This window comes from Clavibacter zhangzhiyongii, assembly GCF_014775655.1.
GTDB classification, from domain to species: domain Bacteria; phylum Actinomycetota; class Actinomycetes; order Actinomycetales; family Microbacteriaceae; genus Clavibacter; species Clavibacter zhangzhiyongii.
Genome location: NZ_CP061274.1, coordinates 1093017 through 1105753 on the forward strand (window position 1 = coordinate 1093017; position 12737 = coordinate 1105753).

The 12737-nt window shown below is 75.4% G+C and carries 13 protein-coding genes; 9 read left to right on the forward strand and 4 right to left on the reverse strand.

Annotated features, from left to right (window positions below; all coding sequences use genetic code 11):
- Positions 1–5 precede the first annotated feature (5 nt).
- Entirely contained in the window at positions 6–692 is a 687-nt protein-coding gene (locus H9X71_RS05245; RefSeq protein WP_191148645.1) for a uracil-DNA glycosylase, read from the forward strand.
- A 53-nt stretch (positions 693–745) separates the two neighbouring features.
- On the forward strand, positions 746–1435 hold the full coding sequence (locus H9X71_RS05250) for a GNAT family N-acetyltransferase (protein ID WP_191148646.1): 690 nt from the start codon (positions 746–748) through the stop codon (positions 1433–1435).
- Here H9X71_RS05250 and H9X71_RS05255 read toward each other — a convergent pair.
- Positions 1317–2399 (reverse strand): CPBP family intramembrane glutamic endopeptidase, encoded by a 1083-nt coding sequence (locus H9X71_RS05255; RefSeq protein WP_244961816.1) that lies wholly within the window; start codon positions 2397–2399, stop codon positions 1317–1319. The genes H9X71_RS05250 and H9X71_RS05255 overlap by 119 nt on opposite strands.
- Positions 2400–2568: 169 nt before the next feature.
- Between H9X71_RS05255 and H9X71_RS05260 the strand changes: the two genes are divergently transcribed.
- Positions 2569–2778, forward strand: a complete 210-nt coding sequence (locus H9X71_RS05260) for a hypothetical protein (RefSeq protein ID WP_191148647.1) — start codon at positions 2569–2571, stop codon at positions 2776–2778.
- Entirely contained in the window at positions 2775–3830 is a 1056-nt protein-coding gene (locus tag H9X71_RS05265; RefSeq protein ID WP_191148648.1) for an NAD-dependent epimerase/dehydratase family protein, read from the forward strand. Before H9X71_RS05260 ends, H9X71_RS05265 begins: the two co-directional genes overlap by 4 nt.
- 78 nt (positions 3831–3908) lie before the next feature.
- Here H9X71_RS05265 and hxlA read toward each other — a convergent pair whose 3' ends face one another.
- Both hxlA and hxlB read right to left on the reverse strand, forming a co-directional pair.
- Positions 3909–4532 (reverse strand): 3-hexulose-6-phosphate synthase, encoded by a 624-nt coding sequence (hxlA, locus tag H9X71_RS05270; RefSeq protein ID WP_012037809.1) that lies wholly within the window; start codon positions 4530–4532, stop codon positions 3909–3911.
- Between the two features lie 59 nt (positions 4533–4591).
- Positions 4592–5203, reverse strand: coding sequence for a 6-phospho-3-hexuloisomerase (gene hxlB / locus H9X71_RS05275; RefSeq protein ID WP_191148649.1), 612 nt, complete (start codon positions 5201–5203; stop codon positions 4592–4594).
- Positions 5204–5323: 120 nt separating this feature from the next.
- Between hxlB and H9X71_RS14870 the strand changes: the two genes are divergently transcribed.
- The 3 genes from H9X71_RS14870 (at position 5324) to H9X71_RS05290 (ending at position 10495) form a co-directional block, all read left to right on the forward strand.
- On the forward strand, positions 5324–6649 hold the full coding sequence (locus tag H9X71_RS14870) for a LuxR C-terminal-related transcriptional regulator (protein ID WP_244961817.1): 1326 nt from the start codon (positions 5324–5326) through the stop codon (positions 6647–6649).
- 147 nt (positions 6650–6796) lie between these two features.
- Positions 6797–8959, forward strand: coding sequence for a bifunctional metallophosphatase/5'-nucleotidase (locus H9X71_RS05285; RefSeq protein WP_191148650.1), 2163 nt, complete (start codon positions 6797–6799; stop codon positions 8957–8959).
- 108 nt (positions 8960–9067) lie between these two features.
- The gene (locus H9X71_RS05290) at positions 9068–10495 is read left to right on the forward strand and encodes an amidase (protein WP_191148651.1); all 1428 of its coding nucleotides are present in this window, start codon (positions 9068–9070) and stop codon (positions 10493–10495) included.
- A gap of 15 nt (positions 10496–10510) precedes the next feature.
- Here H9X71_RS05290 and H9X71_RS05295 read toward each other — a convergent pair whose 3' ends face one another.
- A complete protein-coding gene (locus H9X71_RS05295) occupies positions 10511–11248 on the reverse strand; it encodes a sulfite exporter TauE/SafE family protein (protein WP_191148652.1) in 738 nt (245 codons plus the stop codon).
- 80 nt (positions 11249–11328) lie between these two features.
- Here H9X71_RS05295 and H9X71_RS05300 point away from each other — a divergent pair, with 80 nt between their 5' ends.
- Positions 11329–12318, forward strand: coding sequence for a siderophore-interacting protein (locus H9X71_RS05300; RefSeq protein ID WP_191148653.1), 990 nt, complete (start codon positions 11329–11331; stop codon positions 12316–12318).
- Between the two features lie 2 nt (positions 12319–12320).
- Positions 12321–12725, forward strand: a complete 405-nt coding sequence (locus H9X71_RS05305) for an SIP domain-containing protein (RefSeq protein WP_191148654.1) — start codon at positions 12321–12323, stop codon at positions 12723–12725.
- Positions 12726–12737 lie beyond the last annotated feature (12 nt).

Here is a 12737-nt window from a genome sequence, read left to right on the forward strand (position 1 = left end):
CGGCCGTGGCGCTGACCCTGCCCGAGCTCGTCGAGCGCGGGCTCATGGACGCCGGCTGGGCCGAGGCGCTCGCGCCGGTCGCCGACGACATCGCGCGGATGGGGGAGTGGCTGCGCGCCGAGGTCGCCGCCGGCCGCCCCTACCTGCCCGCGGGCGACCGCGTGCTGCGCGCGTTCCAGCAGCCGCTCGCCGACGTGCGCGTGCTCATCGTCGGCCAGGACCCGTACCCCACCCCCGGCCACCCCGTCGGCCTGTCGTTCTCGGTCGAGCCGGACGTGCGGCCCGTGCCGCGGAGCCTCGTCAACATCCACCGCGAGCTGCGGGACGACCTGGGGATCCCGACGCCTGAGCACGGCGACCTCACCGCGTGGACCCGCAGCGGCGTGCTGCTGCTCAACCGCGTGCTCACCGTGCGGCCGGGCGCGCCCGCCTCCCACCGCGGCAAGGGCTGGGAGGCCGTGACCGAGTGCGCGATCCGGGCGCTCGCCGCGCGCGGCGGCCCGCTCGTCGCGATCCTCTGGGGTAAGGACGCGGGGTCGCTCGCGCCGATGCTCGCCCCCGTGCCGTCGATCACGTCCGTGCACCCGAGCCCGCTCTCGGCGTCGCGCGGGTTCTTCGGCTCGACGCCGTTCAGCCGGGCGGACGCGCTGCTCGCCGAGCAGGGCGCGGATCCCGTCGACTGGCGGCTCTGAGCGCACGCCGTCCGATCCGGCCGCGGTCGCCGGGGTCCCCGTAGGATCGCGGCATGCTCGAGGAGGAATACCAGACCCGGCGCCGCCTGCCCGCGCACCTCCGGAAGCCCGCGCCGCCCGTGCCCGTCTTCTCCTACGAGATCCGGCCCGCCACGACGTCCGACCTCCCGGACATCCGCGAGATCTACAACCACTACGTCATGAACAGCACCGTCACCTTCGACGAGACGCGCATGACCCTCGCGAGGTGGCGCGGCCGCTTCGGCCAGCTCGAGCGGATGGGCATGCCGTTCCTCGTCGCCGTCTCGCCGTCCGGGCAGGTGCTCGGCTACGCCCTCGTGGAGCCCGTGGGCAACCGCCGCTCGTCGCGGACCACGGTGGAGGACTCGATCTACCTCGGCGCCGCGTCCACCGGCAAGGGCCTCGGCCGCGAGCTGCTGGAGGCGCTGCTCGACGCATGCCGCGAGGCGCGGATCCGCGAGGTGATCGCGGTCATCGCCGACCAGGGCGCGGACGCGAGCATCCGGCTGCACGCGTCGCTCGGCTTCACCGAGAGCGGGCGGATGGGCCGGGTCGGCTGGAAGTTCGGGCGCTGGCTCGGCACGGTCACCATGCAGGCGTCCCTCAAGCCGGCGGAGCAGCCGAGCCGGTGGGCGCGGGCCATGCGGCGATCGTCTCCCGGCGCCGGAGCTCCTCGGCCCACCACGCCCGCTCCCGCTCCCGCCGCTCCTCCTTCGCGGTGAGGGGGCGGGGCGCCGTCGTCTCCACGCGGTGACGGCGGGCCCACCAGCCGGTGAGGAGCGCGGATCCGAGCACGACCGCCATCGGCAGCAGCATGAACGGGCCGCCGGTGCCCGCGCTGCGGTCGAAGCTCTCGGACATCTGGCCGAGGATCACGGTGGGGATGAACAGCGGCGTGTTGTTGAGCGCGTGGATGAGTACGGGCGCCTCGAGGCCGCCCGTGAGCCGCGCGGAGATCGTCGCCGAGAGGCCGAAGACGAAGTAGTACGCGATGAGCCACGGGTCGGCGGCGAGGTGCGCGAGCGCGAAGAGGCTGCTGGAGAGGATCGCGCCGACGACGAGGGCGACGCGGCCGTCGCGGAACCAGGATCCGGCGGAGCGCTGGACGAGGCCGCGGAAGCCGTACTCCTCGCCCGCCGACTGCAGCGGCGTGGTGAGCAGCACGATGACGAGGTACGCGAGGACCTCGCCGTCGAGGCGGATCTCGCCGGAGGGGTCGAGCGCGAACGTCACGCCGATGTAGACGAGGAAGACCGGCACCATGACGAGGGCCGCGCGGCCGAGCCAGCGCCAGCGGAAGCGGCCGGCGATGGAGGACATCGCGCCCATGCGCACGCCGAAGAGCCAGCGCTGCAGCAGCATCGAGACGGGGATCAGCGCGGCGAGCGACAGGTTCGTGGCGAGCAGCAAGGTGGGCGTCATGGTCGTCAGCGACGCCTCGTCCTGGGGATCCGCCCGGCCCGCGAGGATCTCGATGAGGATCGCGACGCCGCCGAACACGAGCGACAGGACGAGGAACGCGACCGTGCCGAGGACGATCGCGAGGATGCCGCGCCACGGCCCGCCGGTGTCCCGGAGGCCGTGGTGGTACGGCACGGGCGGGCGCTCGGGGAGCGGCGGCAGGGCGGGCGGCGGGGGCGGCGCGGGGAAGGCGGCGGCGGGGGGTGCGGGCTCCGGTGCGCTCATGCCGCCACCGTACGCGGGGCCGATGGGCGCGGGCATCCCCCCGATGGCGGAGGGCGTGCGGCGGAGGCGCGACATGGAGGGCGCATGGCCGGGGCGCGCGGCGGAGGGCGACCGGCCTCGCTCGCGTGGCGCGCCGCCGCGTACGGTGGGGGAGACGAGAGGCGCACCGATGCAGCAGCACCAGGACCAGGATCAGGGCGAGGTCGAGGACTTCGACGAGAAGCGGCACGAGCAGCTGACGACGGCGCCGAAGGCGGTGGAGTCGGATGCGGCCCCGCGGGTCGACGTGACGGATCAGGGGGACGGCGTGACGCGGATCGACGTCGCGGACACGGCGTCCGTGCGGCCGGGCAAGCCCACGCCGACGCGCGGGGCATGACCGCCGACGCGGCGACCCGCGCCTCCGCGGCGACCCGCGCCTCCGCGGCGACCCGCGCCTCCGCCGCGGCCGGCGCCGGCGCGCGCGACGTGCTCGTGCTCGGCGGCACCGCGTGGATCGGCCGGCTGGTCGCGGAGCGCCTGGTGGCGCGCGGCGACCGGGTGACGTGCCTCGCGCGCGGGGCCTCGGGATCCGTGCCCACGGGATCGCGGCACGTCGCCGCCGACCGGGACCGCGACGACGCCTACGACGCGGTCGTCGACGCCGACTGGGACGAGGTCGTCGACCTCACCTCCTCCGCGGAGCACGCGCGCCGCGCGGTGGCGGCGCTCGCCGACCGGGCCCGGCACTGGACCCTCGTGAGCACCGTGTCGGTCTACGCGTCCGTCGCCCACGCGGGCGACGACGAGTCGGCGGCGGTCGTGGATCCCGTCGACCTCGAGGAGTACGGCCAGGCCAAGGTCGCGGCCGAGCGCGCCGTGACCGCGGCGCTCGCCGGACGGCGGATGATCGTCCGCCCCGGGCTCGTGACCGGTCCCGGCGACGACAGCGACCGCCTCGGGTACTGGCCCGCGCGGTTCGCGCTCGCGGGCGACGGACCCGTGCTCGTGCCCGACGCCGCCGATCGGCGCCTGCAGGTCATCGACGCGCGGGACCTCGCCGACCTCGTCGTGGAGGTCGGCGTCGACGCGCTCGACGGCGTGGTCGACGCGGTGGGGGAGAGCGTGCCGCTCGCGGAGGCGCTCGACCTCGCGGCGGAGGCGGCGGGATCCACCGGTGAGCGCGTCGTCGGGACCGACGCGCAGCTCGCCGACGCGGGCGTCCGGCACTGGGCCGGCCCGCGCTCGCTGCCGCTGTGGCTGCCGCGCGAGGCCGCGGGGTTCATGGCGCGGAGCGACGCGGGGATCCGTGCGCGGGGGATCCGCCGACGGCCGCTGGCCGAGACGATGCGCGACGTGCTGGCCGACGAGCGCGAGCGCGGGCTCGACCGGCCGCGCCTCTCCGGCCTCACGCGCGACGAGGAGCTCGAGCTGGTGGCGTCGCTGCGCTGACGTGGCGACCCGCACGCACGCACGAGCGCCGCGCACCGTCCGGGGACGGGTGCGCGGCGCTCGCGTGAGGCGGGTGGATCAGCGGATGGCGGCCCGCAGCTCGGCGGCGGCCGCGGCCGGGTCGTCGGCCGAGTAGATGGCGCCGCCGGCGACGGCGACCACGGCGCCCGCGTCCTGCACGTCGCCGATGGTGCCGGGCTTCACGCCGCCCGCGACGGAGAACGCGACGCCGGACGCCTTGCCGGCCTCCAGCAGGTCGCCGAACGTGTAGCCGTCCTCCGCCTGCTCGTCGAGGCCCGCGTGCATCTCCACGAACTCGGCACCGAGCTCGGTGACCTCCTTCGCGCGCTTCGCCTTGTCGGGGACCCCGATGAGGTCGACGACGATGCCCTTGCCGTGCTTCTTGGCGGCCTTGACGGCGCCCGCGATGGTGCTGTCGCCCGCGACGCCGAGGACGGTGACGAGGTCGGCGCCCGCGGAGAACGCGATGTCGGCCTCGAGCTCGCCGGCGTCCATCGTCTTGAGGTCGGCGAAGACGATCTTGTCGGGGTGCGCCTCCTTGATCGCGGTGATCGCGGAGAGGCCCTCCGCCTTGATGAGCGGGGTGCCCAGCTCGATGATGTCGACGTGCGGCGCGGCCTTGCCGGCCAGCTCGAGCGCGTCCTTCGTCGTGAGCACGTCCATGGCTACCTGGAGCTTCATGCGGTTCCTCTTCCTGTCGTGATGCGTGTCGTGGTGGTGGGGGATCGGGTGGCCGTCGGTCACTCGAGGTTCGCGTGGCGCGGCCACAGGTCGTCGGCCGAGAGGCCGGACGCCTGCCACAGCGCGTGGAACACGGCGTCGCCGACGAGCGCGACCGAGAGCTCGAAGAGCCCGCCGGCGTACTGGTGCGAGACGGTGCCGCCGTGGTCCTGCTTGGCGGCCGCGGGGATCAGCACGGTGACGTCCGCGAGGTCGGCGAGCGGCGAGCCGTCCGCCGTGGTCAGCGCGACGATGCGGGCGCCGACGCCGTGCGCGGTCTCGGCGGCGCTGACGATGCCGGCCGTGGTGCCGGATCCGCTCGCGACCAGGAGGACGTCGCCCGCCTCGATCGCGGGCGAGGTGGCCTCCCCGACGACGTGCGCGTCGAGCCCGAGGTGCATGAACCGCATCGCGGTCATGCGGAGCGCGAGGCCGGAGCGGCCGGCGCCGAGGGCGAAGACGCGGCGACCCTCGCGGATCACGCCGGCCGCCTCGTCGAGGCGCGCGGCCAGGTCGGGGGAGGTCAGCGCGCGGGCGACGCGGGCGTTCTCGTCGGAGATGAGCGTGAGGGCGGCGGCCACGTCGACGGGGGCGTCGCCGATGGAGCGGGGGTCGGGCGTCGTGTTCGTCATCCTCTCCATCGTGGTGCGGCCCGTCGCGCGGCGCTGCCCACCCGACGGGTGGATCCGCCTACCCGTCCGAGCAGGTGTCCGGGCGCGGACCGGCCTTCCGGGTGGGCGTACGGTGGCGGGATGCCGTCCCGGTCCCACCCCGCCTCTCCCGCCGCCCGTCCCGTCGCCCCCTCCGCCGCCGACCAGGTCGCGCTCCTCGACGGCCTCCACGACGCGCTGGCCGCCCCGCTCCAGGAGGTCGCCGGCGCGCTGTCGGCGCTCGTGCAGCCCGTGGTCGCGCACCGGGCGCTCGTGATCTTCACCGAGGACTGCACGGGCCGCCCCCGCAAGAAGGCCGGCGAGGCGGAGGTCGTGGAGAACGTGACCATCGCGGAGCTCGACGGGATCCTCGCGAGCCTCGCCGCCGGGGCCGACGCCGCCAGGGCCGACCCCGCCTCCGCCTGGGCCGTCGAGCACCGCGTCGGCGGCCGCCCGCGCACGGTCGCCGCCTGGCGGGCGGACACCGGCGCGCTCCTCGTCCTCGTCGATCCCGTCGCCGCCCACGACGACGTCGCCCGGGCTCGCGAGCTGGTGCGGGCGCTGTGGCGGAGCGTCGCGCACGGGATCCGGCAGCAGGTCGCCGCGGCCCCGCCGGCCTACCTCGCGGAGGCCCGCGCGGTCTCCTCGGAGCGAGCCCGCGTGGTCGCCGAGCTGGGCGACGCGCACGCCACGACCCTCGAGTCGCTGCTCGCGGTGCTGCGCTCCTCCCGCACGGGCGACGCGGCCGCCCGGCAGACCGCGGCCGACCTCGCCACCAACGCGATGGTCGAGCTGCGGGCCGCCTCCGACCGCGACCGCTCGCTCGGCGAGGAGCCCGTCGCGCGGGCGTTCGCCCGGCTGCGCGACGACCTCCGCCCGCTCGTGCGCTTCCGCGACCTCGACGTGCAGTTCGTCGAGCCGCCCGTGGACGGCCGCGCGCTCCCGGGCGAGGTCGCGCACGCGGGCCGGGCCATCGTCCGGGGCGCGGTGCTCGCCCTCGTGGAGGAGCCGGACGTGACGCGCGTGCGCATCCAGTGGGACTGCGACGGCAGCAACCTGCTCGTGGGGATCCGCGACGACGGAGCGGGCTCCACCACGGCGGACCTCGACGCGCTCCGCCGCCTCACCGACCGCGTGGCCGCGCTCGACGGCACGCTCGACGTCACGGCGACGCCGGGGTGGGGATCCGAGATCGCCGTCCGCCTGCCGCTCGACGCCCCCGCCGCCGGCCTCGACGCCGCGGGGGAGGCGGGCCTCAGCGCGCGCGAGCGGGAGGTGCTCGCGCTCGTGGCCGGCGGATCCCGCAACCGCGCCATCGCGACCTCCTTGGGGATCAGCGAGAACACGGTGAAGTTCCACGTCGCGAACCTGCTGCGGAAGATGGGCGCGTCCACCCGGGCGGAGCTCGCGGGGCTCGTGCGCGGCTGAGGCGGAGCGAGCGGCGCGGCGCTGCGCGGCGCGGCGCTGCGGCCCGGCCGTCCGGCGCTCGGAGCGGATGCGGGAGTTAACCCCACGGAAACCTCAGATACGTAAGGTATTGAACACCGCCGCCCGCTCGAACGAGGATGTCCCCGCATGCGCTCTGCCCCCACCCGTCACCCGTCCGGGGCCGCGCGCTCCGGCCCCGTCCGCACGGGCGCCCTCGCCCTCGTCGCCGGCCTCTCCGCCACCGCGGTCCTCGGCCTCGGCGCCGCGCCCGCGTCCGCCGCCGAGGGGGACGTCGCCATCGACGTCTACTCGATCAACGACTTCCACGGCCGCCTCGAGACCACGTCGTCCACCGCGGGCGCCGCCGTCATCTCGGGCGCGTTCCAGCAGGCGAAGGCCGAGAACCCGAACAGCACGCTGATCTCCGCGGGCGACAACATCGGCGCGAGCACCTTCACGTCGCTGTCGCAGCAGGACGAGCCCACGCTCGACGCGCTGAACGCCATGGGCGTCTCGGTCTCCACGCTCGGCAACCACGAGTTCGACCAGGGCCGCGACGACGTCGACGACCGCGTCGTCCCCGCCTCGGACTTCCCCTACATCTCGGCGAACCTCTACGAGAAGGGCACGACGGAGCACGCCTACGCGGCGTACGACGTGCAGGACATCGGCGGCGTGCGCGTCGCGTTCGTGGGCGCCACGACCGAGTCGCTGCCGGAGCTCGTGAGCCCCGCCGGCCTCGCGACGATCGACGTCGGCAGCGTCGTCGACGCCTCCACCGCGACCGCCCGCGCGCTCCGCGACGGCGACGACGCGAACGGCGAGGCCGACGTGGTCGTGCTCGTCGTGCACGAGGGAGCATCCACCTCCGACGAGTCCTCGCTCACCGACGACTCGGTCTTCGGCCGCATCGTCACGGGCGTGCAGGCCGACGTCGACGCGGTGATCTCCGGCCACACGCACCTCGGCTACGACTACGAGCTGCCCGTCGCGGGCCGCGACCTCCCGCTGCCCGTGCTGCAGACCGGCAGCTACGGCACGAACCTCGGGCACCTGTCGCTCACGGTGGATCCCACCACGAAGGCGCTCACCTCCATCTCCTCCGAGCTGGTCCCGCTCCTCACGGCCGAGGGGAAGCCGGCGTTCCCCGCGGATCCCGCCGTGCAGCGGATCGTCGACGCCGCGGTCGCGAAGGCCGAGGTCATCGGCAGCCGCACGGTCGGCGAGGTCTCGGGCGACATCACGCGCGCCCGCCAGACGGACGGCTCCGAGAACCGCGGCGGCGAGTCCACCATCGGCAACCTCGTCGCCGACGCGCAGCTGTGGGCCACGCAGGCGGACCTCGGCACCGAGATCGCCTTCATGAACCCGGGCGGCATCCGCCAGGACCTCACCCTCGCGTCCTCCGGCGCGGGCGACGCGGAGGGCGAGGTGACCTACAAGGAGGCCGCCATCGTGCAACCGTTCGCCAACACGCTCACGACCGCGAAGATCACCGGCGCGGGAGTCAAGGCGGTGCTCGAGCAGCAGTGGCAGCCCGAGGGCTCGTCGCGTCCGTTCCTCAAGCTCGGCCTCTCGCGCGACCTCACGTACACGTACGACCCGACGGCCGCGCGCGGCGAGCGGATCACGGGCGTCTTCTTCCAGGGCGAGCCGGTGGATCCCGCGCGCGTCTTCACGATGGTCGCGAACAGCTTCCTCGCGGAGGGCGGCGACAACTTCACGGAGCTCGGCAACACGACCGAGCAGAGCGACTCGGGCCGCGTCGACCTCACGGCGTTCGTCGACTACATCACCGAGTTCTCGCCCGTCGACCCCGACTCCGCGACGCGCTCGGTCGGGATCGTCGACACGACGGGCCAGGCACCCCGCGCCGGCCAGGAGCGCTCGTACGAGCTCTCCTCGCTGCTCGTCTCGAACGCGCCCGTGCAGGACACCGAGGTCGTCACGCTCATCGACGGCGAGGAGGTCGCGCGCACGCCGATCGACGCCTCGGTGGTCGACACGACCGACGAGCAGGGCCGCGCGAGCGTCCGCTTCACGGTGCCGGCCGACCTCGCCGCGGGACCGCACCAGCTCGCCTTCCTGCTGCCGAGCACGGGCGCCTCGGTGCTCTACGCGCTCGACGCGGAGTCCGGATCCGTCGTCCCGTCCGGCACGGGCACGGTGCCCGCGCCGAGCACGGAGCCGACCCTCGCGGCGACCGGATCCGAGGCGGCGCCCGTCCTCGGCACCTCGCTCGCGGCGCTCGCCCTCGGCCTCGCGCTCGTCGCGCTCCGTCGCCGGGCCGCGGCGGTCGCGCGCCGCTGACGCGAGCGCTCCCGTGACGGACGGGGCGGGGGCCGGGACGACCGGCGCCCGCCCCGTCCGCGCGTCACCCGCCGAGGGGCGCGCGCCGGCCCGGCCTACGCTGGAGCGGTGTTCGAACTCCACCACCTCAGCGCCCAGGACCAGTGGGACCTGCTCCACCGCGGCGAGGTCACCCCGACCGAGCTCGTGACCCACTACCTCGAGCGCATCGAGCGGCTGGATCCGGGCCTCGGCGCCTTCACGACCGTCACCGCCGACCGCGCCCTGGAGCGCGCCCGGCACGTGGAGCGCGAGGTGCCGCGCACCGCGCCGCTCTGGGGCCTCCCGTTCGGCGACAAGGACCTGTCCGAGCGCGCCGGCGTCCGCACCACCTTCGGCTCGCGCCTCTTCCGCGATCACGTCTCGGAACGCACGGATCCGATCCCGCAGGCGCTCGACGACGCCGGCGGCATCAGCCTCGGCAAGACCAGCGCGCCCGAGTTCGGCCTGCCGTCCTACACGGAGGGCCTCGTCGCGCCGCCCGCGCGCACGCCCTGGGACACGACGCGCGGCGCCGGCGGATCCAGCGGGGGCGCGGCCGTCGCGGTCGCCGCGGGCCTGCTCCCGTTCGCGCCCGGCTCCGACGGCGGCGGCTCCGTGCGGATCCCCGCGGCCGCGACCGGCCTCGTCGGCCTCAAGCCGTCGCGCGGCCTCGTGCCCGCGGGGTCCGGCCAGGAGTCGCTCGCGGGCCTCGTCGTGCCCGGCCCGCTCGCGCGCAGCGTCGCCGACGCGGCCATGCTGCTCGACGCGATGATCGGCCGGGTCAACGGCCGCATCCCGCACCCCTTCACCCTGCGCGCGCCGGACGACCACGACGGCGATCTGCTGGGCGCCGCCGTCCGCGGCGAGGGCCGCTTCCAGATCGGCGTCATGACCACGACGCCGTGGGACGACGCGTACGAGATCGCGCTCGACCCCTCCGCCCGCGACGCGCTGGCCGTCGCCGTGCGCGAGCTCGCGGCCGTCGGCCACGGCCTCGAGGACCTGGCGCTCCGGCCGGATCCGACCTACGCGCCCGCGTTCCGCACGATCTGGCAGGCCGGGGCCGCGGGGATCCCCGCCGAGGGCGCCGAGCTCGACCTCCTCGAGCCGCTCACCCGCTGGCTCGTCGAGCGCGGCCGGGCGCTCAGCGCACGCGACCTCGCCCGCGCGCTCGCGCAGCTCACGGCCTACGAGCGCAGCGTCATCGCCCAGTTCGCCCACGTCGACGCGGTGCTGACGCCCGCGCTCGCGCAGGAGCCGCGGCCGGTCGGCTGGTACGACGCGGAGGACGGCGAGCGGAACTTCGCGCAGCAGGTGCGGTACACGCCGTACACGTCGTTCGCGAACGTCACGGGCCTGCCCGCGATCACGCTGCCCGTGCACCTCACCGACGACGGCCTGCCCATGGGCGTGCAGCTGATCGGACGGCCGGGCGGCGAGGCGACGCTCCTCGCGATCGGCCGGCAGCTCGAGCGCCGGCTGCACTGGCAGCGGCGGCACCCGCCGCAGTGGTGAGGCACGGCGGATCCGCTAGAGGAGTCCGTCGACGCCCTTGACGATCGCGGTGATCGCGCCCGCGAACGAGATCACCAGGACCGCGGCCCGGGCGCCGCGCGTCGGGATCCGGGGCGCCAGCAGCGTCCCCGCGCCGACCCCGGCGACCAGCGTCACGACGATCCCCACCCAGGCCGCCGTGCCGAGGTCGGGCCAGCGGTCCGGCGCGAGCACGAGCTTCGTGAGGAGCGAGACGGCGCCCGTGGTGAGGAAGAACGGCTGCAGCGTCGCCGCGAAGCCGCGCTGCTCCCACCGGCTGACGACCGCGTAGACGCTCACGCTCGGGCCGCCGATGCCGGCCGCCGCGTTCATCACGCCCGCCGAGAATCCGAAGCCCGCCATCACGCCGGGGCCGTCGATCACCCGGGTCGTCCGCCGCAGCGCCAGCGAGGTCGTGAGCGCGGCGACCAGCAGGCAGCCGATCCCGATCTCGAGGGCCGGCTCCGGCAGCAGGTAGGCGAGGAGCGCACCCGGCACGATGCCGACGACCGCGGGCCCCGCGAGCAGCCGGTAGCGCCGCCACTCCACGTCCCGCCACACGGCCGAGAGGACCAGGGACGCCGAGAGCACGCTGCAGAGGTTGACGACCATCACCCCGTCGAAGGGCCCGAGCAGGATCACGAGCACGGGCGCCACGACGAGCGCGAAGCCGAGGCCGGTGACCCGCTGCGCCACCGCGCCCACGAACACGGCGACGAGGACGGGGGCGATCACCCTGACATCCTCCCGTGGATCCCGGCCCGCATGCCCCGCGCACCCTCGACCGCTGAGGTAAGGCATGCCATACTTAGGCTGTGCTTACCTCCACCGCGACCCTCGACAGCAGCACGGCCACCGCCGAGGCCGTCGAGGAGCAACCCGCGGTGGAGCGCCCCGCCTACCGCCCGTTCGCGGCGCGCGTGGCCCGCACCGAGCGCATCAGCCCGACGTTCCTCCGCATCACGTTCCAGAGCGAGGACCTCCGCGACTTCGGCGACGAGTGCCTCGACCAGCGCATCAAGCTGCTGCTGCCGGTCGCCGAGCACGGGCTGCCGGATCTCACGGGCGTCGGCGGCGACGACTGGTTCGCCTGGTGGCGCGCGCTGCCCGACGCCGAGCGCAACCCCCTCCGCACCTACACGTCCCGCGCGGTCCGCCGCGAGCTGGGCGAGGTCGACGTCGACTTCGCGCTGCACGGCGACATGGGCCCCGCCTCCCGCTGGGCCGGCGCCGCCCGGGTCGGCGACGACATCGTCCTCATCGGCCCCGACGCGCTGAGCCCCGCGCGCGGCCTCGGCATCGAGTGGCACCCGGGCGCCGCGCGCTCGCTGCTCCTCGCGGGCGACGAGACCGCCGCGCCCGCCATCTGCAACATCCTCTCCTCCCTGCCCGCGGACGCCGTGGGCTGCGCCTTCATCGAGGTGCCCGTCACGGGCGACCGCCTCGAGGTGCGCGTGCCGAAGGGCGTCCACCTCACCTGGCTGCCGCGCGACGGCCGGCCGAACGGATCCCGCCTCGAGGAGGCCGTGCGCCACTGGGTCGAGTGCCACGTGAAGGTCGGCGCCATCGCCGCCCCCGAGGTCGCGCTCGCCGACGAGGCGCAGCCGCTCGCGGACGACGACGCCGAGGGCATCGTGTGGGACGCGCCCGTCGTCCACGAGGGCTCGACGCTCTACGCGTGGCTCGCGGGGGAGTCCGGCTGCATCAAGGCGATGCGCCGCTTCCTCGTGCGCGACACCGGCATCGACCGCCGCCAGGTCGCCTTCATGGGCTACTGGCGCCGCGGCGCGGCCGAGGGCTCCTGACCGTGGCCGGATCCACCCGCACGCGCACCGCGAAGGGCACGAAGCGCCAGGTGCTGCTCGTCACCGACGAGACCGGCCTCGCCGAGACCCAGGCCGCGCTCCAGGCGCTGCCCATGTGCACGCGCGGCAGCGTCTTCGTCGAGGTGCCGGACGCGTCCGTCGAGGTCGCGCTCGCGCATCCGCCGCGCATGGTCGTCACCGTCATCTCCCGCGCGGGCCGCGGGGTCGACGGCGAGCCCGCCGCTCCCATGAGCGCGGTCGCGCGTGCCGTCGGCGCGTGGGCCAGCGAGATGATGGTGTTCAGCGCGCCGATCTCCGACGAGCACCCGGTCACCGAGGTCAGCGTGCTGCTCGGCGGCCACGTCGGCGGGCACGACGACCTGCTGCACCTGCTCGCGACGCGCTGACGCGCTGACGCG